Genomic DNA, 22,588 nt, shown 5'->3' on the forward strand with positions numbered 1-22,588 from the left:
GCAATGCTGTCCGCCAGCGAGTTCTGGTCTGAATTCCCCTTCAAAATAACCTCTTCCCAGAGGGCCTTGATGTAACAAAACTGTCATGCAACCGCCATATAATGCCGCCAAGCCTAGCTCACATTGAGGTTTTGCATGTCATCGGAATCGATAAACTTAGGTATGGCGGGCAGCAGAAAGCGCCGTATCAAGGATAAGTTGGCCAAGTACGGGGTCACCACGGGTGGTGCTCTGGTGCTGGTTGCCCTGTTGCTCATTTTCTTCTACCTGCTCTATGTGGTGAAACCCATCTTCAATGGCGCCACGATGGAGCCGACCGCGTCATTTACCTTGCCCGTGGCGGGCAAGACCGCCTGGCTTGGGGTGGAAGAGCAGAACGAGATTGGCTATCGCTTCAGCGACAAAGGCCAGGTCAACTTCTTCTCCGTCCAGGGGGATGGCAAAGTCAAGGTGGGCCAGGTGCTGGGTCAGGCGCAGGTGAAGGGTGACATCACCGCCGTCGCCCCTCCTGCGCCAGGCCAGAAGCTCATCGCCTATGGTTTTGCCGACGGCAAGGCCCAGGTGGTGCAGCCTTATTTCAAGGTCTCCTATCCCAACGATGTGCGGGTCATCGAGCCCAGCCTGCAGTCCCCCTTCGGCGAAGAGCCGGTAGTGGTGGACCCCCAGGGCAAGGCGCTGACGCTCATGGTGTTTGAAGCCACCAAGGACAAGATGGCCACCGCCGCCGTGACCGCCGATGGTCGTGGCGTGATGGCGGTGATGAGCGGCGAGGAGAACTTCCTCTCCGGTGACATCGAGTGGAGCGCCCAGAACTACAGCATCCCGTCCCTGCCGCGTCATGTGGATCAGATGCTGCTGACCCCCAACCTGCGCATTCTGTTCGTACGCGAAGGCAACCGCCTCTCCGTCTATGACATTCACAACCTCAATGACATCTCCCTGCGTGATGTCATGGAGATCAATGCCCCCAACGCCAACGTGACCCGGGTCGAGCTGCTCTCCGGCGCCTCCTCCCTGCTGGTGGGCAACGACAACGGCGTCATCTCCCAGTGGTTCGAAGTGGCCCGGGATGGCAAGCGCCAGTTCACCCAGATCCGTGACTTCAAGGGCGATGGTGCCGTGGCGCAGCTGACCCCGGAGCACTTTCGCAAGGGCTTCATCAGTGCCGACAAAGAGGGCACCGTCAGCTTCTTCCACGCCACCGGCGAGACCAAGCTGCTGAGCGAGAAGGTGGAGGGCGGCGCGCTGTCGGCCCTGGCCATCTCCCCCCGTCACAACGTGCTGCTGATGCAGCAGGGGGATACCTTCAAGCTGTTCGCAGTGGAGAACGAGCACCCTGAGGTGACCTGGTCGGCCCTCTGGCAACAGGTGTGGTATGAAGGCTATCCCGAGCCCCAGTACGTGTGGCAGTCCACCTCCGCCAGCAACGACTTCGAAGCCAAGCTGAGCCTGGTGCCGCTGGTGTTCGGCACCCTCAAGGCCTCCTTCTATGCCATGGTGTTTGCGGTGCCGCTCGGCGTCGCTGGCGCCATCTACACCGCCTACTTCATGTCGGCGGGGCTGCGCAAATACGTCAAGCCGACGGTGGAGATCATGGCGGCGCTGCCGACCGTTATCCTCGGCTTCCTAGCCGGTCTGTGGCTGGCCCCCATCATCGAAGGGGCGCTGCCCGGGGTGGTGCTGCTGTTGATCCTGCTGCCGATGGGAATGCTGCTGACCGCCTTGATCTGGAACTACCTGCCGGAGCGCGGCAAATCCTGGTTGCCGGAAGGGTGGCACGCCATCTTGCTGATCCCGGTGCTGCTGCTGATTGGCTGGGGCGCCTTCGCGGTGAGCCCGCTCATCGAGAACGCCTTCATGCATGGGGATTCGCGCATCTGGCTGACTCACGAGATGGGCATCAAGTTCGACCAGCGCAACTCGCTGGTGGTGGGCATCGCCATGGGCTTCGCGGTCATTCCGACCATCTTCTCCATCGCCGAAGACGCGGTCTTCTCGGTGCCCAAGCACCTTACCCAGGGCTCATTGGCACTGGGGGCCACCCCGTGGCAGACCCTGAGCCGAGTGGTGATCCTCACCGCGAGCCCGGGCATCTTCTCGGCGGTGATGATGGGCCTTGGCCGCGCCGTGGGCGAGACCATGATAGTGCTGATGGCCACCGGCAACACGCCCATCATGGACTTCTCCATGTTCCAGGGGCTGCGCACCCTGGCCGCCAACATCGCGGTGGAGATGCCGGAATCGGAAGTGGGCAGCTCGCACTATCGAGTGCTGTTCCTCGCTGCCTTCGTGCTGTTCGTGTTCACCTTCTTGTTCAATACCCTGGCCGAGTTCATCCGTCAGCGGTTGCGTGAAAAATACAGCTCTCTGTGATGGGCTGCTCTGAAAGGACCGAGGAATCGACAATGGGTAAGTGGTTTAAATCGGGGGCCCCCTGGATCTGGATGACCGGCGGCGCCGTCAGCCTGAGTCTGGTAGCGGTACTGGGTCTGCTGCTGCTGATCGGCTGGCGTGGTCTGGTCTACTTCTGGCCCCATCCCATCTATGAGTGGCAACTGGAAGACGCCCAGGGCAACAAGAGCGTGCTGATCGGCGAAATCAACGACCGCGAGCTGGTGCCGGTAGAGCGGCTGCGAGCCGCCGGCCTGCCGCTGGAGGGGGAAGAGCGCGAGCTGCTGACCCGCTATCTGGTCAAGACCGGCAACCGCGAGTTCGTCGACCTGGACTTCCGTTGGGTACTGGAGACCGACATCAAGTCCCAGAGCCTGCCGACCGAGCTGGCCATGGTGGAGCGTGCCACCAACGGCAACTTCTACGGCTACATCGTCGGGGTGAAAGAGGATGGCAAGGCGCTGACCGAGAACCTGCATCCTGCCCTGCAGCGGGTGCTGGCACGGGCCAACGGTCTCTCCGAGCAGGCCGACGATCTGCAGAAAGGCGACATCGGCAGCATCAACTATCAGCTGGAGCGGCTGCGACTCAAAGAGCGCAAGGCCGAGCTGGACGACAAGCTGACCGATCAGCTTAAAGCCGAGCTGGCGAGCGAGCGTCAGGCCCTCAACGACCATTATCAGGTGCTGGAAAAAGAACTCTTTTCCCTGCGTGCCCAGGCGGACAGAGACAGCATCACGGTCAAGGACATGCGTGGCGAACTGGTGACCATGCCCATGTCCAAGGTGCTGGATGTGGTGTGGCCCAACGACATGAGTCTGCCGGCCAAGGTGGGCTACTGGTTCCACCAGATCGGCAAGTTCGTCTCCGACGATCCGCGCGAGGCCAACACCGAGGGCGGGGTGTTCCCGGCCATCTTCGGTACCGTGTTCATGGTGTTCCTGATGGCGATCATCGTGACCCCGCTCGGCGTGGTGGCGGCGGTCTACCTGCACGAATACGCGGGCAAGAACAGCCTGACCAAGATCATCCGCATCGCGGTGATCAACCTGGCGGGTGTGCCCTCCATCGTGTACGGCGTGTTCGGTCTGGGCTTCTTCGTCTACACCCTCGGTGGTTCGCTGGACCAGCTGTTCTACCCCGAAGCGCTGCCGAGCCCGACCTTTGGCTCCCCTGGCGTCATCTGGTCGGCGCTGACTCTGGCCATCCTGACCCTGCCGGTGGTGATCGTCTCCACCGAAGAGGGGCTGGCCCGGATCCCGAGCACCATCCGCCAGGGCTCGCTGGCACTGGGGGCCACCCAGGCCGAGACCCTGTGGCGCATCGTGCTGCCGATGGCTAGCCCGGCCATCATGACCGGCCTCATCCTGGCCATCGCCCGCGCGGCCGGTGAAGTGGCGCCGCTGATGCTGGTGGGGGTGGTGAAACTGGCGCCGACCCTGCCGATGGATGGCAACTTCCCGTACCTGCACGTGGAGCGCAAGTTCATGCACCTGGGCTTCCACATCTATGACGTCGGCTTCCAGAGCCCCAACGTCGAGGCGGCGCGCCCGCTGGTCTACGCCACCTCCTTCCTGCTGGTGACGGTGATCGTCGGCCTCAACCTGACGGCCATCGGGATCCGCAACCACTTGCGTGAGAAATTCCGGTCGCTGGAACATTGATAGACCAGCACCACAGAGACGGGTAGGGAACGGGGTTCCCTGCCAGCCAAGCGTTCCGGCCGCGGGCAATGAGAGTGCCCGCCGCCACCGACAGATTTTGAGGTAACAGATGATCAACGTAACGACCGCATCCAGCCAGCACACCGCGACCGACCTGCTCAACCTGAGCCCGGAGCAGACCGCGCTGGAAGTGAAGGATCTCAACCTGTACTACGGCAACAAGCAGGCGCTGTTCAACGTCAACATGAAGATCCCCAAGGGCCAGGTCACCGCCTTCATCGGCCCCTCCGGCTGCGGCAAGTCCACCCTGCTGCGCTGCATCAACCGGATGAACGATCTGGTGGAGATCTGCCGCATCGAGGGCGAAATCCAGCTGCACGGACACAACATCTACGACAAGAGCGTCGATGTATCCGCCCTGCGTCGTCAGGTGGGCATGGTGTTCCAGCGTCCCAACCCCTTCCCCAAATCCATCTACGAGAACGTGGTCTATGGCCTGCGTCTGCAGGGCATCAACGACCGTCGCACCCTGGACGAGGCGGCCGAGCGCTCTCTGCGCGGCGCGGCCCTGTGGGACGAGGTGAAGGATCGCCTGCACGACAACGCCTTCGGTCTCTCCGGTGGTCAGCAGCAGCGACTGGTGATTGCCCGTGCCATCGCCATCGAGCCGGAAGTGCTGCTGCTGGATGAACCGACCTCGGCGCTCGACCCCATCTCCACCCTCACCATCGAGGAGCTGATCAACGAGCTCAAGAGCCAGTTCACCGTGGTGATCGTGACCCACAACATGCAGCAAGCGGCGCGGGTCTCGGATCAGACCGCCTTCATGTACATGGGCGAGCTCATCGAGTACTCGGACACCAACACCATCTTCACCACCCCGGCCAAGAAGAAGACCGAAGACTACATCACCGGTCGTTACGGCTAAGGGATGTTGGCGATGGAGATGAGCAAGATGAGCATCAACAAACAGATTACCGGTCAGTTCAACGATTAAGGCGTGTTGGTGCAACAAGGGTTATTGAGATGAGCAAGATGGGCATCAACAAACAGATTACCGGTCAGTTCAACGACTAAGGCATACTCGGAGCATCAAGGATTATTTGTATGGACAATATGAACCTCAACAAACACATCTCCGGTCAGTTCAATGCCGAGCTCGAGAGCGTGCGCAACCAGGTGCTGGTAATGGGCGGGCTGGTAGAGCAGCAGCTGACCGACGCCATCGCGGCGATCCACGATCAGGATCTGGACGCGGCGCGCAAGATCGTCGCCAACGACCACAAGGTCAACGCCATGGAAGTGGCGATCGACGAGGAGTGCACCCGCATCATCGCCAAGCGCCAGCCCACCGCCTCCGACCTGCGGCTGGTGATGGCCATCATCAAGACCATCACCGATCTCGAGCGCATCGGCGATGTGGCGGACAAGATCGCCCGCATGCTGACCGACAACGCCAACAAGCCGCAGCCACCGCTGGTGTCGCTGGAGAACATGGGGCGCCGCACCATCAAGATGCTGCACGACGTGCTGGACGCCTTCGCCCGCATGGATCTGGACGCGGCACTGGCGGTCTACAAGGAAGATGACAAGGTGGACCGGGAGTACGAGTCCATCATCCGCGAGCTGATGACCTACATGATGGAAGATCCGCGCACCATACCCCAGGTACTCAACGTGCTGTGGGCGGCGCGGGCCATCGAGCGGGTGGGGGATCGCTGCCAGCACATCTGCGAGTACATCGTCTATTACGTCAAGGGCAAGGACGTGCGCCACACCAAGGCGGACGATCTGGGCACCCTGCTGGGGAAAGGGTGAGTCTGAGATGAATAAAAAGGCGCTTTGAGCGCCTTTTTTGTTGCCTTTTCAGTCAGTGCAAGATATCGCCACCCGCTTGGCGCTTTTCTGCTAGAATATGCCCCCTGTGTGAGTCCCGGATTGACTCACGGTCCGGTCTCCCGGACCCAGTTTGCCGTCTTGTGCTAAGGCGGCTGTTGCAATAGGTTAATCATGAGTTTTGCCGATAGTTTATTTTTCCTGATGCTGCTGGTCGCCGGCAGCGTGTTCTTCTCTCTCTCCGAGATCTCCCTCGCCGCCTCCCGCAAGATCAAGTTGCAGGTGATGGCCGATGAGGGCAACCGCCATGCCGAAAAGGTACTGGCACTGCAGGCCCAGCCGGGCAACTTCTTTACCGTGGTGCAGATCGGGCTCAACACCGTCGCCATCCTGGGCGGTATCCTGGGCGAGTCTGCCCTGAACCCGGCCATCAAGGAGTTCATCTCCGAGTTCTATCAGGGGCCCTGGCTGGGCGAGATCAGCTCGGCAGCCTCCTTCGTGTTCGTCACCGGCATGTTCATCCTGATCGCCGATCTGATGCCCAAGCGCCTCGCCATGACCATGCCGGAGCGGATCGCCGTGGTGGTGGTGCGCCCCATGCTGCTGTGTGTCACCCTGCTGATGCCGCTGGTGTGGCTGTTCAACGGCATGGCCAACGGCCTGTTCCGCCTGCTGCGCATCTCCATGGTGCGCAACGACGAGATCACCTCCGACGATATCTATGCGGTGATGGATGCGGGCGCCGAAGCGGGCGTCATCCAGCGCGAGGAGCACCAGCTCATCGAGAACGTGTTCGAGCTGCAATCCCTCGGCGTCACCTCCGCCATGACCGCGCGCGAGAGCCTCATCTACTTCACCCTGCAAGAGGGCGAGGAGAGCATCAAGGCCAAAATTGCCGAACACCCCCACAACAAGTTCTTGGTGTGTGATCACAACCTCGACAGCATCAAGGGCTTCGTCGACTCCAAGGAGCTGCTGATCCGGGTCATCAGCGGCCAGAGCATCGATCTCAACAGCGGCTCGCTGGTGCAGAACGTCATCATCATCCCCGACACCCTCAACCTCTACGAGGCGATGGAGTACTTCAAGAACCACAGGGGCGACTTTGCCGTGGTGATGAACGAGTATGCCCTGGTGGTGGGGATCGTCACCATGAACGACCTGATGAGCACCGTGATGGGCGAGTGGGCTACCCACGTGGTGGAAGAGCAGATCGTGCAGCGGGACGAGAACTCCTGGCTGGTGGACGGGGTGACCCCCATCTCCGACGTGATGCGCGCCTTCGACATCGAGGAGTTCCCGGAAAACCAGAATTATGAAACCATCGCCGGCTTCATCATGTACATGCTTCGCAAGATCCCCAAGCGAACCGATTCGGTCAAATACGCCGGTTACAAGTTCGAAGTGGTGGACATCGACAGCTACAAGATTGACCAGCTGCTGGTCACCCGGGTCGAGCCCACGCCGGCCGAGAAACCCGCTCAGGAATCGTAAAAGGAGCTAGTTAGCAATCATGAAGATGCAGTCTCATTCCCGTGCGCTGGCCTGTGTGGCGCTCGCCCTGGCACTCGGTGCCTGCAGCCAGAGCGCACCGCGCAAGGCCACCACAGTCGCCAAACCGGTTGCCCCCAAGGCGGCCGTGGTGGTGCCGCAGCAGGACCCGGATGCGGTGGTGCAAAGCGCCGTGGCGGAGCCGAGTCCGGTGTTCGACGAGGAATATCACGGCCCGGATCAAGGATCGCTTGAGTCGGTGACCGCCCTGTTTGCCCGCGGCTACATCGAATCGGCCATGCGCGAGACCATGCTGGCGGCGGTGCACAGCGACTACCCGCTGCTCGGCATGCGGGACGTGCGCCTGACCGATCCGGTGGCCAAGTTCCTTACCTCCGCCCAGGCTCGCACCACGGCTCACGACTACCTCTATGCCGGGGTGCAACGCCGGTTGGGTCGCCCGCTCAGCCCCGCCCAGTGGGAGCAGATCTGGCAGGGGTATCCCCAGCAGGGTCGGGTGTCCGACTGGGTCAAGCAGACCAAGCGGGTACTGGCCGGACGTTGAGCCGCCAGTGCACCTGTCGCCACAAGAGGCCACCTTAGGGTGGCCTCTTGTCGTTTCTCATCCTGGTGTTGAGCCTTCAACAGCCATACCTCCCTTCCTTTGCCGTTATCTCCCTGAGCTTGTTCGGATTTGTTCGTAGCACCCGATTGCCTCTTGTTCTACTTTGGGTCATGATGAAAAGGCGTTATAGCCGTCTAGATGTTTTGATGGCCTTTTTTGACTCAACACAATAAATACCCGTCACGACGGGGACACGCAGAGAGACAGAGATGGATAAAAAGGATTTGTGGGTACTGGATGGCGGCATGGGACGCGAGCTGGCACGGCGGGGTGCGCCGTTTCGCCAGCCGGAGTGGTCGGCGCTGGCCTTGATGGAGGCCCCCGAGACGGTACGCGAGGTGCATCAGGCCTACGTGGCGAGTGGGGCCCGGGTCATCACCACCAACAGCTATGCGCTGGTGCCGTTTCATATCGGTGACACGCGCTTTGTCGCCCAGGGGGAGGCACTTGCGGCGCTGGCCGGTCAGCTGGCCCGCGAGGTGGCCGATGAGCAACCGGGCAGCGTGCAGGTGGCCGGCTCCTTGCCGCCGCTGTTTGGATCCTACCGCGCCGACCTGTTCGACGCAGGCAGGGCGAGCGAGCTGGCGACCCCGCTTATTCGAGCGCTCTCCCCCCACGTGGATCTCTGGCTGGCGGAGACCATGAGCCTGATTGCCGAGCCGCTGGCCATCCGGGCCCTGCTGCCCGAGGACGGCAAGCCGTTCTGGGTCTCCTTCACCCTGGAAGACGAGGCGCCAGGCAGCGAGCCGACCCTGCGCTCCGGCGAGCGAGTGGCCGATGCGGTTACCGCGCTGGCATCGGCCGGGGTGGACGCCATCTTGTTCAACTGCTGTCAGCCCGAGGTGATCGAAGGGGCGCTCAGGGTGGCCGGTGCTAGCTTGCAGGCGCTGGGTCGCAGCGACATTCGGCTCGGCGCCTATGCCAACGCCTTCCCGCCCCAGCCCAAGGAGGCCACCGCCAACGACGGGCTGGACGAGATCCGCACCGATCTGGGACCGCTGGATTACCTCGGCTGGGCCGAGCGCTGGCGCGCCGCCGGGGCAAACCTTATCGGCGGTTGCTGCGGCATCGGGCCGGAACACATTCAGGCCCTGGCCAGTCGGCTGCGCTAAGGAGAGCCCATGAAAGAGAGCAAGATCGGGCTCTGGTCCCTCACCGCGCTGGTGTTCAGCTCCATGGTGGGGGCGGGGATCTTCAGCCTGCCGCAGAACATGGCCGAGGTGGCTGGCGCGCGCGCCGTGCTGATCGGTTGGGGCGTCACCGGGGTGGGCATACTGGCGCTGGCCATGAGTTTCCTGTATCTGTCGCGATTAAGGCCGGATCTCGATGGCGGCATCTACAGCTATGCCCGCGCCGGTTTCGGCGATCTGGTGGGTTTTTTCTCCGCCTGGGGCTATTGGCTCTGCGCCACCATCGGCGTGGTGGGCTATCTGGTGATCGCCTTCGCGGCGCTGGGCAGCTTCGCCGACACCCCGCAGCAGGTCTGGTTTGGCGAGGGCAACACCCTGGCGGCCTTCATCGGCGAGTCCTGCATCCTCTGGGCGGTACACCTGCTGGTGGCCCGCGGCGTGCAACAGGCGGCCCTGTTCAACCTGGTGGCGACCCTGGCCAAGAGCCTGCCGCTGCTGCTGTTCATCCTGTTTGCCTGCTACTGGTTCGACCCGGTCACCTTCGCGGCGGATCAGCAGGGCAGCACCCTGGCGACGCCGGTCTCCGAGCAGGTACGCAACACCATGCTCATCACCCTCTGGGTCTTCACCGGCATCGAGGGGGCGGCGGTGCTGTCGGCCCGGGCCAGAAACAAGCGGGACGTGGGCACGGCTACCGTGCTTGGGGTGGTGCTGGCGCTGCTGCTCTATGTGCTCATCTCGGTGCTGGCGCTGGGGATCCTGAGCCGCCCCGAGCTCGCGGCCCTGCCCAACCCCTCCATGGCGGGGCTGATGGCCCAGATGACGGGCTCCTGGGGCAAGCTGCTGATCAGTGTCGGCCTTATCGTCTCGGTACTGGCCTCCTACGTGAGCTGGACCCTGTTCTCGGCCGAGGTGCCGTTCAGCGCGGCGCGCCACGGCGCCTTCCCGGCCATCTTCCAGCGCCAGAACCGCAACGGCACCCCCATCGCATCGCTGTGGCTCACCAGTCTGACGGTGCAGGGCTGCCTGCTGCTGGTGTGGCTGCTCGGCAAGGGTTACACCAACCTGCTGCTCATCTCTACCTCGATGATCCTGGTGCCCTACCTGTTGATCGGTCTGTTCCTGCTCAAGCTCTCCTTGCGTGGGGAGGGCAATGGCCTGATGCGGGCGGTAGCGCTGGTGTCGAGTGGTTACGGCCTCTGGCTGCTCTACGCCGCCGGGGTGGAGTACCTGCTGCTCTCCTTGCTGCTGTACGGGCCGGGTCTGCTGCTGTTTCTCTACAGCCGCCGCCAGCTGGGGGCGGAGCTGCGACTCAGCGGGCGCGAGCGGCTGCTGGCCGGAGTGACGCTGCTGAGCCTGATCCCCGCCATCTGGTCTTTTGCTCACGTCTGACCGGGTTGTGACCGGCAATGCAAGAGAGCGCCTAGGGGCGCTCTTTTTTTGTCTGCGACATGCACTTGTTTTAGCGGCGGCAAGGACTTAGCGGCTGGCGGGACCGGCCGGCTTGCCAAACAGCACCGCGAGCTTTTGCCGCCAGGGCAGGCCGCGGGCGTCCCGCAGCATGTCGCGCCACTCGTGGAAGGTGAGGGTGAGGGGGTTGAAGCTGTGGACGGGCTTGGTGATGCCGAAGCGACACGGCTCGCCTAAGTCTTCTTCCACGAAGGTGCCAAACAGCCTGTCCCAGATAATGAGCACCCCGGCGAAGTTGCGATCGATATATTTGGCGTTGCTGGCGTGGTGCACCCTGTGGTGGGAGGGGGTGTTGAAGATCCACTCCAGCCAGCCAAGCTTGCCCACCACCTGGGTGTGGACGAAGAACTGAAAACCCAGGCTCAAGAGCACGGTGGCCACCACCGCCTCGGGGGGGAAGCCGATGAGGATCATCGGGATCCAGAACAGCCACATGCCGGAGACCGGGTACATCAGGCTCTGGCGAAAGGCGGTGGAGAGGTTGAGCCGCTCCGAGCTGTGGTGCACCACGTGGGAGGCCCACAACCAGCGCACGTGGTGGCTGGCGAAGTGGAACAGCCAGTAGCAGAGATCCTGCAACAGAAAAAGCAGCAACAGGCTCCAGAGGTTGAGATCGATATCCAGCAGCCGCCAGCCCCAGAGGGCGTCGTAGAGATAGGCGATGGCGATGGCCGTCAGCGCGTCGCCCCCCTGATGCATCAGCGCCAGGGTGGCGTTGGCGAAGAGATCCTTCCACTGGTAGCCGGCGGTGGGATAGGCGGCGCCATGTTTGCGCAGGTAGAGCATTTCCCAGCCGATGAAGGCCAGAAAAAGCGGCGAGAGGTAGAGCAGGATCAGTTGCACATCCATGTCGGGTATCCAGTCAGAGCAATTGCTCTCCAGCATAAAGGATGAATTTAATCTTTCATTAACAATTTTCACCCGATGGCCATCGCCATCTGACGCTGGCGGCGGGAGCCCGCAAGTGCAGGGCCATGAAAGGGCGTGATGGCCCTCTGAGCCATGGCGCAGTGACTATGCTTGATGAGGTTTTCTACCTCTGGAGTGGCAGATGATGCGGCTGTGGTGTTGTTTGTTGATGGGAGTCTGCCTGCTGGCGCAGGCCAAGACCCGGGTCGAGATCCTGGCCGATGCCAACTATCCACCCTACTCCTGGCAGGAGGGGGAGGAGGTGAAGGGGATCTATGCCGACATAGTGCGCAGCGTGACGGCCTCCATGGATGAGTACGAGGTGGTGCTCAAGGCCATGCCCTGGCGGCGGGGTCTCAGCATGGTGGAACAGGGCAGTGCCTTCGCCATCTTTCCACCCTACTATCAGCCCGACAGCCGCCCCTGGATGTGGCCTTACTCCCAACCCCTGCTCGACGAGGAGCTGGTGGTGATGTGCGGCGCCGGGGTGGCGGCCAATACCCCGCAGGCGCAGTTCCCGACCGACTACTATGGGCTGCGCTTTGGCATGAATGCCGGTTTCACCATAGGTGGTGCCCCCTTCTGGCAGGCGGTCCAGCAGCAGAAGATCGGGTTGGAGGAGGTGAAGAGCAACCGGGAGAACCTGCTCAAGATTGTGCGCGGCCGGGTCGACTGTACCGTCAACGACCGCCTCTCTCTGCTCTATGAGCTGCTCAACATGATCAAGGGCAACCAGCTGGCGGTGGCCGACATGTCCCAGCTCAAGCAAGGGCCGGTGCTCAGCAAGGAGCAGGGGTTCCTCGGTTACAGCCGCAAGGGGGAGTTCGACTTCAAGGAGGACTTTGCCGAGCAGTTCGACAAGCGGCTCTACGAGCTCAAGAAGCGGGACGGGATCCGAACCATAGTGGAGCGTTATCTGGGAAAGTCCCCGCGCTGAACTGATAAGGGAGCCAGTCAGATTCAGCCGATAAACACAGGGTTTCGGCTAAGAAAAAGAGGGAGCCATGGGCTCCCTCTTCTTCTTTTTATCGCCGGCGCTATTACAGCACTTGGCTCAGGAACTGGCGCAGGCGCGGGGAGGGGGGATTGTCGAAAAAGTCCGTCGGCTTCTCGTCTACCAGCAGCTCGCCGCTCTCCATAAAGAGCACGCGATCTGCCACCTCACGGGCAAAGCCCATCTCGTGGGTGACCACCACCATGGTCATCCCCTCGCGGGCCAGTCCCTTCATCACGTCCAGCACCTCGCCCACCATCTCGGGGTCGAGCGCGCTGGTGGGCTCGTCAAACAGCATGATGCGTGGCTGCATGGCGAGCGCCCGGGCAATGGCCACCCGCTGCTGCTGGCCGCCGGAGAGCTGGGAGGGGTAGCTCTCGGCCTTGGCCGACAGGCCGACTTTGAGCAGCAGGGCCTTGGCTCTGTCCTCGGCATCGCGACGCGACAGCCCGCGCACCTTCTGCGGGGCGAGGCAGATGTTGTCCAGCACGTTCAGATGGGGGAAGAGGTTGAAGGACTGGAACACCATGCCCACCTCTTCCCGCAATTTGTTGACGTCTCCCGGCTCGGTCAGGCTGATGCCATCCACCACGATATTGCCGTCGTTGATGGTCTCCAGCTGATTGAGGGTGCGCAGGAAGGTGGACTTGCCGGAGCCGCTGGGGCCGACGATCACCACCACTTCCCCCTCGGCGACCTGGGTACTGACGTTCTTGAGGGCGTGCACTTCGGTGCCGTAGAACTTTTCTACACCGCTGGCCTTGATAATGGGATCAGTTGCTGCGCGCATATTTCACCTCCAGACGACGCACCAGGAAGGAGAGAGTGCCAGTCAGCACCAGATAGAGCAGGGCCACGGTGAACCACACCTCGAACGGACTGAAGGTGGAGCTCACCACCTCGCGCCCCGCCTTGGTGAGATCGGTGATGGAGATGACAGAGACCAGCGAGGAGTCCTTGATAAGGTTGATGAACTGGCCGGCCAGCGGCGGCAGCACCCGTTTGAAGGCCTGCGGCAGGATGACGTAGCGCATGGTCTGGGCCGAGGTCATGCCGAGGCTTCTGCCCGCTTCCATCTGCCCCTTGTGGATGGAGCTGATGCCGGCACGGACGATTTCCGCCACGTAGGCGCCGGTAAAGACCGCCAGTGCCGCCACCCCGGCGGTGAATCGGTCGAGGTTCAGCACGGTACCGATGAAGAAGTAGACGATGAAGATCTGCACCAGCAGCGGGGTGCCGCGGATGAGCTCCACGTAGGTAACCGCCAGGTTGCGCAGGGCGGGGTTGGGGGAGAGTCGGGCCAGCCCGGCCAGGGTGCCGAGCAGAATGGCGAAGATGCCCGCCACCAGCGAGAGTTTGACCGTGACCCAGACGCCCCAGGCGATGGGGCCGGCAGTCCAGCTCAGCTGGGTGTCGAGGGTGTCGCCGCGAAAGACGGTGTCTCCTTCCGCTACCTGGCCGCCGCTGATGGCGATGGCTTGGCGCTGGTTGGGATCGAGGTCGTTTTGCAAAAACAGCTTGCCCTTGTCGGTCTCGGTGGTGCCGGCGACCACGGTACCGTCAAATTCGGCGTAGTTTTTCTGTTCCGCCTGATAGGCGATGTACTGGGGGATCCGCTCCCAGCGCCAGGTGTAATCCACTGATTGCACGGCCTTGTAGATGCCAAAGATGGCGGCCAGCACGATCAGCAGGAAGATCCCGTGCCAGAGCAGTTGATTGGGTTGTTTTTCCATCTGTCTTGTTGGGTTGTGCACTGTCGCAACCTCGTTGTAGTTATTGTGTGGGGATCTGCGTGAAGGGGCGGCGGGCCGCCCCTTGCGAGGTTACTTGAGCTGGTTCAGCCAGGCGGTGGACTCAAACCACTTCTGGTAGAGGCGGTCGTAGCTGCCGTCGCCCTTGATTTGGCGCAGGTAGTTGTTGAACCAGTTGAGGGTGTCCTGGTCGCCCTTGCGGATGGCCCAGGCCAGCGGTTCGAAGGTGAACGGCTTGTCGAGGTGCACCACGGCCCCCTTGTTCTGGGTGGCGAAGATGGCGTTGTAGGGCAGGTCGTAGACGAAAGCATCGACCTTGCCGTTGATCACTTCCAGCTTGGCGTCATCCTGGGTTTCAAACTGCAGCAGGGTGGCTTTCGGGATCAGACGCTTGACCGCCTGCTCGCCGGTGGTGCCGAGCTTGACCGCGATCTTGTATTTGGGGTCGTTGAGGTCGGTGAAGGATTTGATCTCGCCAGCCTTGTCCTTGCGCAGGACGATGGTCTGCCCAACCACGATATAGGGGTCGGCAAAGTTGACGCGCAGGTTGCGCTGGGGGGTGACGGTCATGCCGCCCATGATGACGTCGAACTTGTCGGTCAAAAGGGCCGGAATGATGCCATCCCAGGCGGTGTTGACGAACTCGACCTTCACGCCCATCTCCTTGGCGACCATCTTGGCCAGATCCACGTCAAAGCCGATGTATTGGCCCTGCTTGTTGGTCATTTCGAAGGGTTGATAGCCGGCGTCGAAACCGACCCGCAGCACGCCGCGCTCCAGCACGGCATCCAGGGTGGAAGTGGGCGCGGCGTTGGCCAGCCCGCACAGCAGCAGGATAGAAAGAATGAGTTTTTTGATCATAAGTGACGTCTCTGTCAAAAGTGTGTTCGGCCTTGAACCTGATCCCGTGCGACTCCGTGGCACAAGAGACTGCTGCATCCGGCAACAGGGCAAGACAGGATTATTGTCTTGATTGAGGCAAAAGCCCCATATGAGATTCTATTTGCTACCGACTGAGTGAAAAATGTACCAAATTCCGATTGTGCCAGATGACTCAATAGGTTAGTGGCGCTTTTTCCCCGTGGCGACACTCATAAAATCACACGAAAACAACATATCTATCTAATGAGGCAGGTTCAAGCCAAAAATGTATTCAGCACATTTTGTTACAAGCCAGCCCGCCATCAGTAGTGTCAATTGTTGCTCACCTGGCCGCCAAGCGCCAAAAAACAGATTCGAATGAATTTAGTGTGTGCGATTGCCGCCCACTAAATGGTTTTTAATTGAGGATTTAGTCAGACACCGCTGGGTCTTGTTTTGCGCTTCAAATATACTCAGTTACCTTCGTTTAGTGGCACTGGTATGGACGCCTCAATACTGCTCAAGCTGGATGTATTCACCCTGATGATCATGGCGCTGGGTGGCTACAGCCTCGGTTTCATCACTCTCTCCATCATCTGGTCGACCCACAGGGAGATCCCCGGACTCGGATACTGGTGGTGGTCCAGTCTGTTCGCACTGGTGGCCCAGAGCCTCTTTACCCTGCAGGCCTTCATGCCGAGTCTGGCGGGGATCTGGCTGGCCAATCTGCTGATCACCGTCTGCATCGCCCTGATGCCGCTGGCGCTGCAGCGTTTCTTCGGCCAGCCCCTCAGCTGGTCTGCCAGCGGCTGGTTCATGCTGATCTATGTGCTGATCCTGAGCTGGAGCATTGCCTTCAACGATCAGATGGCTCCTCGGGTGCTGCTGGCCTGCCTGAGCTACATGGTGCTGGGGGCGGTGATCGTCTTTCTCATCTGGCGGCACGGCTATCCCTCCTATCTGCCCGCCGTACTGGTGTTCACCGTGGTCAATATCCTGCTCTATGGCTTCAACCTGCTGCGCATGGCATTTCTGCTGCAGGGGGACGCCAGAGTCTTGATGGATCAGAGCGGTGTCAACGTGCTGCCCTTCCTCTCCATGCTGATGGGCAGCTACCTCTCCACCTTCGGGGTGCTGCTGCTCTGCACCCAGTACCGGGCGCTGGCCCTGCGCCAGCAGGCGAGCCACGATCCGCTCACCGGTCTGCTCAACCGGCGCGGCTTCATGGAGCTGATGGCCCGGCGCCGGATGACCGAGTTCGGCGCCCTGGCAGTGCTGGATCTCGATGACTTCAAGCAGATCAACGATCGCCATGGTCATGAGATGGGGGATCGGGTGCTGGCCGCGGTGGGGGCCTATCTCGGTGCTCAGCAGGAGTTGGTGGCCAGTCGCTTTGGCGGCGAGGAGTTCGTGTTGCTGTTGCCGCAGGAGGATGAAACGGCGCAGCAGCAGCGCTGCGAGCAGATCATCCGCTCTCTGGCGGCGCAGGACATGCACGGGATCGGCATCACCGTCAGCATGGGGCTGGTGCGCTGCCAGCACAGCTGGCACTTCGACACCCTGTTCAGCCAGGCGGATCGAGCCCTCTATCAGGCCAAGCGGGAGGGCAAGAACCGGGTCTGCCGGCTGGCGCAAGCCTAGCCGGTCAATCGGCGTCGCGGGGGCGCGGCGCCTGCGCCTTGAGGAAGGGGAGCAGCAACAGGGCGGAGACGCCGGCGGCCACCGAGATCACCACGAAGAAGCCCTGCCAGTGCCAGATCTCCAGCACCCTCGCCAGCGGATAACCAGAGAGTGCCGCCCCCATGTAGGCAAACAGGCCGACGAAGCCGGTGGCGGCCCCCGCCGAATTCTTGTGGGAGCACTCCGCCGCCGCCATGCCGATCAGCATCTGGGGGCCGAATACGAAGAAGCCGATGGTGAAGAAACAGGCCGCCTGCATCACATAGCTGAAGAAGGGCATCAGCCAGAGCGATCCCACCGCCAGCAATATGCCCACCGCGAAGATGAGGTTCATCGGCCCGCGGTTGCCGTTGAACAGCTTGTCCGATCCCCAGCCCGCCACCAGGGCACCGATAAAGCCGCCCACCTCGAACATGGAGATGGCCGAGTTGGCGCTCATCAGATTGAAGCCGCGCTGCTCGGTCATGTAGAGATTGCCCCAGTCGTTGATGGCGGTGCGTACCACGTAGACCAGCACGTAGCAGCAGGCCAGCAGCCAGATATAGGGGTTGCCGAGCACGTATTTGCGCAGGATCTGGCGATGGGAGAGGCCGGCATCCTGGGTCTGCTGGGCCAGCTCCATGGCATCGTTGCGCCACTCGCCCACCGTGGGCAGTCCCATGGCGCTCGGGGCATCGCGCAGACGCCAGCAGAGGAACAACCCCGCCAGGATGGCGATAAGGCCGGGCACTATCATGCCGTAGCGCCAGCCGTGCTGCAGGGCCAGGGTGCTGACGATGAGGGGAATGAGCGCGCCGCCCACGTTGTGGGCCGTGTTCCAGGCCGACCACCAGAAGCCGCGTTCGCTGCGCGAGTACCAGCTGGTGAGCAGCTTGGAGCAGGGGGGCCAGCCCCAGCCCTGGAAGAAGGCGTTGACCACCCAGAGGGCGGCGAACAGCCACAGCGACGACGAGAGCCCGAACAGTATGTTGATGACGCCGGTCGCCATCAACCCGAGGCCCATGAAGTAGCGCGGGTTGGCGCGGTCGCTGATGATGCCGGAGAAGAACTTGGAGCAGCCGTAGGTGATGTAGAACAGGGTCCACAGCATGCCGATGTCGGCCTTGTTCAGCATGCCGCTGGCCAGCATGTCCGGCATGGCGAAGTTGAAGCTCTTGCGGGTGAAGTAGAACACCGCGTAGCCCAGATACATGGTCAGCAGGATGTGCAGCCGCCAGTGGCGATAACAGGCGTCGATCTCGGCCTGATCGCGGATGAGGGGCTGGGGCGGTGCGCTTCTCATGAAACTGAGCATCAGGCGGTTCTCCCCTGCGGCTGGGTGTTACTCATGACTCTCCTCCCGTTTGCGGCCGGGCAGGGTCACGGTCAGCTGGGTGCCGTGCACGCAGGAGAGCTGCAATGCGCCTCCCAGCGCCTGCACCCGCTCGCGGATGCCGAGCAGGCCGTAGCCCTGGGGCGTGCGGTGTTCCGGCAGGCCGCAGCCATCGTCTTCCAGCAGCAGGGTCAGTCGCTCGCCCTGGCGGTGGGCCCGGATGGTGACCGAGCTGGCATTGGCGTGTTTCACCACGTTGTTGAGCCCCTCCTGACAGACCCGAAACAGGGTGACCCGCTGGGCATCGGAGAGGCCGGCGTCCGCCAGCTGCCACTCGAGCCGGGTGACGATGCCGCGGCGCTCCAGCTCCAGCTCCCGCAGCAGGCCGCGTACCGCCTGCTCCAGACTCATGTCGTCGAGCTGGCGGGGGCGCAGCCGGCCGAGCAGGCCGCGCACCGCGTCGTAGATGCCCAGCGACAGCGTCTCGATGAGGGCGCTGCTCTGGCCGACCCCGGCATTGTCCGGGGCGAGCCGGCGCACGATGCCGGCCTGGGTACGGATGGCGGTGATGGTCTGGCCGATGTCGTCGTGCAGCTCGCGCGCCACCTCCTTGCGGATGCTCTCTTCGGTCTCCAGCAGCCGCTCGGTGAGCTGGCGATTGTGGGCGAGCTGGCGGGTCAGCGCCTGGTTGAGCTCGCGCTGGCGCTGGATGCCGGCCCCCAGCAGCAGGCCGGTGAGGCTCTGGGCCAGCAGGGAGAGCAGCAGATCGAGCGGATGATCGTGCCAGGCCTGGCCGGCCATCAGCGCCACCGTGTTCATCAGGGTGGCGAGCAGCGCCCCCTGCCAGCCGTAACGCCAGGCCATGGCCATGATGGGGATGGCCAGACAAAACGGAGTGAAGCGCACCAGCGAGTCCGGCAGGCCGAGCTGCAGCCAGAGGCTCAGCACGAACAGCAGCAGATACCAGACCAGATGGCGAAAACGCCAGTCCACCGGTTGATCCACCAGGGTCGGCCCGAGCGGCACCCAGGTAGCGCGGGTGAGATAGTGCCAGATCAGCATGCAGGTGGAGGTCAGGGTCAGCCCGCCGGTGAGGGTGAGCAGCAGCGCGGTGAGGCCATCCTCGCCAGCCAGATGCCAGAGCAGGGATTGCAGCCCCGCCGCCACCGTGACGGTGGCCAGCAGCACCAGCAGCTGCTGCCAGTCGTTGCGCACCGGCTGGCGGCGGGCGATGAGCAGCGGCAGCAAGGTCAGCAGGCTGCCAGCCTGAATGAGCGGCCACAGCGGCAGGCCCACCTCCTGATTGAGCCAGTAGAGCAGCAGGGATTCGCACAGCAGCAGCGGCGGCCAGTAGGAGAGCGGGCTTTGCAGCAGCAGCCCCAGACGCAGGCCGAAGGGGAACAGCAGGGCCGCCAGCATGGGCGATCCCGCCAGGTGCAGGCCGATGCTCCACAGGCAGAACCAGCCGGCAGCAAAGATGAAACAGGCCGCCAGCGAGATGGCGACATAGCTGGCAAGACGGGGGATCACCAGCTGTCCAGCATGCGGTGGGCCAGCTCCACGTTGTTGCTGACCTTGAGTTTGTCCATCAGGTTGGCGCGGTGCACGTGCACCGTCTTGGGAGAGAGACCAAGCTGCTCGGCGATGGCCTTCACCTCCAGTCCCCGCGCCAGCAGCTGGGCCACTTCCCGTTCCCGGTTGGTGAGCGGATCCTGGCTGTTGCAGGCCAGCTTGTGGGCAATGTCCGGGGTGAGGTAGCAGCCGCCGTGGGCGGCGGTGCGCACTGCGGCGATCAGTTCGTCCGGGCTGCAGCGCTTGGAGAGGAACCCCTTGGCGCCGGCCTGCAATGCCTGCTCTATCAACGCCGGGCTGTCGTGCACCGACAGCATCACCACGGCGAGGCCGGAAGGGAGGCGCTTGAGCAGATCCAGCCCGGACTGGTCCGGCATGGAGATGTCGCACACGCACAGTTGCACGCCGCTGCCGGGCAGTCCCGCCAGCGCCTCGGCGGCGGAGCCGAATTCGGCCACCACCCGCAGGTCGGGTTCGAGATTGAGCAGTTGAGCAAAGCCGGAGCGGACGATCTGGTGATCGTCGATGAGGGCAATCTTTATCATGTTGTCAGCCTGAAATCTGCGGCCAGGGTGCTGGCGCGGCCAACAAGATACCTGCCGCCTCGTCCGGGCTCAAGAGAAAGCAGGGCAGGTGAGCGGGATCGGCGGCGCTTCTGTGGCAAAGCTTGATCGGGATCAGGGGCGGGTACGTGCACAGGGCCTGGGGCCGCCGCTTGGCACGTACCCGGGAGGATTAGCGATGCAGCTCGCCGGCCCGCTCCGGCTGATAGACCACTTCCAGGATCTCCACCTCGATGGTGCGACCGGCCGGGCCGGGCCAGGCGATGCTGTCGCCTACCTTCAGGCCGAGCAGGGCGCTGCCGACCGGTGCCAGCACGGAGATCTTCGACTCATCACCCTGCACGTCCTTGGGGTAGACCAGGGTCAGGCAGAACTCGTTGCCGCTGCTCGGCATCTTGAAGCGCACCGTGCTGTTCATGGTGACCACGTCCGGCGGCATGTCGGCCGGCTCGCGCATCTCGGCGCGATCCAGCTCCTCCTGCAGGGCCAGGTGCTGGGGATGGTTGCCGAGCAGCTGCTCGATGCGGTCGAGATCCAGGCTGGAGATCACGAGATGAGGCTGTTTCATAAGATATTCCTTATCAATGGGTTAAAGGACCAGGATGACGGGCAAGCTGGTCGAAAAAGAGTGTGCGATACGAAAAAACAGATCGGGAATGCGATGCCCCCGAACGACTCGCTGTCGGAGGCGAGGGCGGGGGCTCAACGGGGTGTGAGCTGGCTTGATAAAATAATGAGCGCTTTCATGGGGATACCATAACCATTCTGGACTGCTTTGGCAATTATCCTGACAAGCTTGTCAGGGGGCCTGGTAATCGTACTGCTTGATGATGCGCGCCAGGCTGCCATCGTCGTGCATGGTGGCGATGATTTTGCGCCAGCGGGTCGCCTCGGCGGCCGGGAAACGGGGGCTGGCGGCCAGATAGAGCGAGGCCCGCTGCAGGGTGTCGCCGCGCACCAGATCCGCCAGCGGCAGGCCGGCCTGCTGCTGGTTGTAGCGGGCGCTGTTCCAGGCCACCGCCCAGCCCTGGATGCGGCCCAGTGCCAGCTTGCTGGCGTTGTGGATCTCCTCGGCCACCAGCGCCTGTTTCACTTGCGGGTAGGGCTGCAGCAGGCTCTGGCCATAGGAGCCGCGCATCACGCCGACAGTGAGGCCGGGCAGCTCTTTGCTGGTGATGGGGGCCGGGTGGTACTGGCGATGGCTGACCAGCACGAAGGCCTCATCCAGTAGCGGGGCAATCCACAGGAACTGCGGCTCGCGCTGGGGGCTGCGCACCGGCGGCACCAGCAGCACGTCCTGGCGGTGGCGGGTCTGGCTGAGGGCGCGGGCCAGCGGCATCAGCTCGATGGTCAGCGGTTCCTTGAGGCGGCGGGCCGCCTCCTCCAGCACTTCGATGGCCATGCCGCTCGGGGCGCCCTGATAGGAGCGGATGACATAGGGGGGGATCTCGGCGGCGATGACCACCACGGCCTGGGCCTGGGCGGCGGGGAAGAGCAGGGTGCAAAGCAGCAAGAGCAGGGAAGTTCGCATGGCTGGCCGGATTTGGGATGAGTACACAGAGTGTAACATCCCGTCAGCACAAATCAGCTCACCCCATTCGGGGCGTCCCGTCAGTCGAAGAAATCCCGCAGATCAAGGGTCTGGTAGCCGTCCAGCTGCTGCCAGGGCAGGCTCTTTGGCAGGGGCTTGAGAGTCACCTCCATCCGGTAGCTGCGATAACCGTCGAGGCTCGCCGACTCCACAACCAGCGGCAGCTGCCAGCGGTGCGACCAGAGGATGCGGGTGCGCTGGTTGCCCTCGCGTTTTTCATACCAGCGCGCCTGTTCGGGGGCCGCCTCGTCGAGGGGCGTCATCTCCTGCAACAGGGCCGGGTTGATGAGATGGCGGATCCGCGGCCAGTCGGGTTTGAAAGCCACCTGACCGTACTCCTCTTCAGGTACCTCCACCAGCTGGTTGTGCCAGTTGTCGGCGTAGCGCAGTTGCAGCCCCCCCTGCGGGTCGCGGGTCACCCAGCGCGCCGCCATCTGGTGGGTGAAGTGCTTGTGGCCCGGGGTGGCATCGTGGGTGGCGTGATAGGCGCGGGCAAGGGGCAGCGGGATGAGCCGCTGGCTCCACACCTGATCGCCAACCCGCAGCCACTTCTCCTGCCACTGGCTCTCCTTGCTGATGCCGTCGCTGCTGGTGACCCGGTCCTGATAGCGGATGCGGGCGGCCAGATCGGGGACTTCATCGGCCAGGAGGGGAAAAGAGAGGCTGCTGGCGAGCAGCCACAACGGAAGTAACAGTCGCATATGGGTGATCGCTCGAACGAGCAGGGCCCGGCACCCTGCCGGGCCCT

Annotated in this window: 20 protein-coding genes; 10 read left to right on the forward strand and 10 right to left on the reverse strand. The window is 62.7% G+C overall.

Going from position 1 to position 22,588, the window contains the following annotated elements; translation table 11 throughout:
• Positions 1-135: 135 nt before the first annotated feature.
• The 8 genes from PG881_RS12115 (at position 136) to PG881_RS12150 (ending at position 10,529) form a co-directional block, all read left to right on the forward strand.
• Positions 136-2,373: an ABC transporter permease subunit gene (locus PG881_RS12115; RefSeq protein ID WP_118880862.1), complete on the forward strand. Its 2,238-nt coding sequence runs from the start codon at positions 136-138 to the stop codon at positions 2,371-2,373.
• 32 nt (positions 2,374-2,405) lie between these two features.
• Complete coding sequence (gene pstA / locus PG881_RS12120) at positions 2,406-4,055, forward strand: phosphate ABC transporter permease PstA (RefSeq protein ID WP_077095386.1); 1,650 nt, start codon at positions 2,406-2,408, stop codon at positions 4,053-4,055.
• 109 nt (positions 4,056-4,164) lie between these two features.
• On the forward strand, positions 4,165-4,983 hold the full coding sequence (pstB, locus tag PG881_RS12125; protein WP_011706615.1) for a phosphate ABC transporter ATP-binding protein PstB: 819 nt from the start codon (positions 4,165-4,167) through the stop codon (positions 4,981-4,983).
• Between the two features lie 179 nt (positions 4,984-5,162).
• A complete protein-coding gene (gene phoU / locus PG881_RS12130; protein WP_005334097.1) occupies positions 5,163-5,873 on the forward strand; it encodes a phosphate signaling complex protein PhoU in 711 nt (236 codons plus the stop codon).
• 192 nt (positions 5,874-6,065) lie between these two features.
• Positions 6,066-7,385: a hemolysin family protein gene (locus tag PG881_RS12135; protein WP_011706614.1), complete on the forward strand. Its 1,320-nt coding sequence runs from the start codon at positions 6,066-6,068 to the stop codon at positions 7,383-7,385.
• Between the two features lie 19 nt (positions 7,386-7,404).
• Entirely contained in the window at positions 7,405-7,947 is a 543-nt protein-coding gene (locus PG881_RS12140; RefSeq protein ID WP_017409856.1) for a hypothetical protein, read from the forward strand.
• 269 nt (positions 7,948-8,216) lie between these two features.
• Complete coding sequence (locus tag PG881_RS12145) at positions 8,217-9,119, forward strand: homocysteine S-methyltransferase family protein (protein WP_118880863.1); 903 nt, start codon at positions 8,217-8,219, stop codon at positions 9,117-9,119.
• Between the two features lie 9 nt (positions 9,120-9,128).
• The gene (locus PG881_RS12150; RefSeq protein ID WP_118880864.1) at positions 9,129-10,529 is read left to right on the forward strand and encodes a basic amino acid/polyamine antiporter; all 1,401 of its coding nucleotides are present in this window, start codon (positions 9,129-9,131) and stop codon (positions 10,527-10,529) included.
• A gap of 87 nt (positions 10,530-10,616) precedes the next feature.
• Here PG881_RS12150 and PG881_RS12155 read toward each other — a convergent pair whose 3' ends face one another.
• Positions 10,617-11,456 (reverse strand): sterol desaturase family protein, encoded by an 840-nt coding sequence (locus PG881_RS12155; RefSeq protein WP_162901866.1) that lies wholly within the window; start codon positions 11,454-11,456, stop codon positions 10,617-10,619.
• Between the two features lie 229 nt (positions 11,457-11,685).
• On the opposite strand from PG881_RS12155, the gene PG881_RS12160 reads away from it, so the two are divergent.
• Positions 11,686-12,453, forward strand: a complete 768-nt coding sequence (locus PG881_RS12160; protein WP_118880866.1) for a substrate-binding periplasmic protein — start codon at positions 11,686-11,688, stop codon at positions 12,451-12,453.
• Positions 12,454-12,556: 103 nt separating this feature from the next.
• Here the strand turns inward: PG881_RS12160 and PG881_RS12165 are convergent, their stop codons facing one another.
• The 3 genes from PG881_RS12165 to PG881_RS12175 form a co-directional block, all read right to left on the reverse strand.
• Positions 12,557-13,300: an amino acid ABC transporter ATP-binding protein gene (locus PG881_RS12165; protein ID WP_011706607.1), complete on the reverse strand. Its 744-nt coding sequence runs from the start codon at positions 13,298-13,300 to the stop codon at positions 12,557-12,559.
• Entirely contained in the window at positions 13,284-14,243 is a 960-nt protein-coding gene (locus PG881_RS12170) for an amino acid ABC transporter permease (protein ID WP_016351299.1), read from the reverse strand. Before PG881_RS12170 ends, PG881_RS12165 begins: the two co-directional genes overlap by 17 nt.
• A gap of 90 nt (positions 14,244-14,333) precedes the next feature.
• Positions 14,334-15,122: a transporter substrate-binding domain-containing protein gene (locus PG881_RS12175; protein WP_162901867.1), complete on the reverse strand. Its 789-nt coding sequence runs from the start codon at positions 15,120-15,122 to the stop codon at positions 14,334-14,336.
• A 501-nt stretch (positions 15,123-15,623) separates the two neighbouring features.
• On the opposite strand from PG881_RS12175, the gene PG881_RS12180 reads away from it, so the two are divergent.
• Positions 15,624-16,763, forward strand: coding sequence for a GGDEF domain-containing protein (locus PG881_RS12180; RefSeq protein ID WP_118880868.1), 1,140 nt, complete (start codon positions 15,624-15,626; stop codon positions 16,761-16,763).
• 4 nt (positions 16,764-16,767) lie between these two features.
• Here PG881_RS12180 and PG881_RS12185 read toward each other — a convergent pair whose 3' ends face one another.
• From PG881_RS12185 to PG881_RS12210, 6 genes are all read right to left on the reverse strand, one after another.
• The gene (locus PG881_RS12185) at positions 16,768-18,096 is read right to left on the reverse strand and encodes an MFS transporter (RefSeq protein WP_118880869.1); all 1,329 of its coding nucleotides are present in this window, start codon (positions 18,094-18,096) and stop codon (positions 16,768-16,770) included.
• 27 nt (positions 18,097-18,123) lie between these two features.
• A complete protein-coding gene (gene uhpB, locus PG881_RS12190; RefSeq protein ID WP_029303961.1) occupies positions 18,124-19,644 on the reverse strand; it encodes a signal transduction histidine-protein kinase/phosphatase UhpB in 1,521 nt (506 codons plus the stop codon).
• The gene (gene uhpA / locus PG881_RS12195; protein WP_011706601.1) at positions 19,641-20,231 is read right to left on the reverse strand and encodes a transcriptional regulator UhpA; all 591 of its coding nucleotides are present in this window, start codon (positions 20,229-20,231) and stop codon (positions 19,641-19,643) included. The genes uhpB and uhpA overlap by 4 nt, the downstream gene beginning before the upstream one ends.
• A 190-nt stretch (positions 20,232-20,421) precedes the next feature.
• The gene (gene rnk / locus PG881_RS12200) at positions 20,422-20,817 is read right to left on the reverse strand and encodes a nucleoside diphosphate kinase regulator (RefSeq protein WP_011706600.1); all 396 of its coding nucleotides are present in this window, start codon (positions 20,815-20,817) and stop codon (positions 20,422-20,424) included.
• Between the two features lie 231 nt (positions 20,818-21,048).
• Positions 21,049-21,807: a substrate-binding periplasmic protein gene (locus tag PG881_RS12205; protein ID WP_118880870.1), complete on the reverse strand. Its 759-nt coding sequence runs from the start codon at positions 21,805-21,807 to the stop codon at positions 21,049-21,051.
• Between the two features lie 53 nt (positions 21,808-21,860).
• On the reverse strand, positions 21,861-22,541 hold the full coding sequence (locus PG881_RS12210) for a hypothetical protein (protein ID WP_118880871.1): 681 nt from the start codon (positions 22,539-22,541) through the stop codon (positions 21,861-21,863).
• Between the last annotated feature and the right edge of the window lie 47 nt (positions 22,542-22,588).

The sequence above is a fragment of the Aeromonas sp. QDB54 genome, assembly GCF_027707385.1.
Taxonomy (GTDB): Bacteria; Pseudomonadota; Gammaproteobacteria; order Enterobacterales; family Aeromonadaceae; genus Aeromonas; species Aeromonas hydrophila.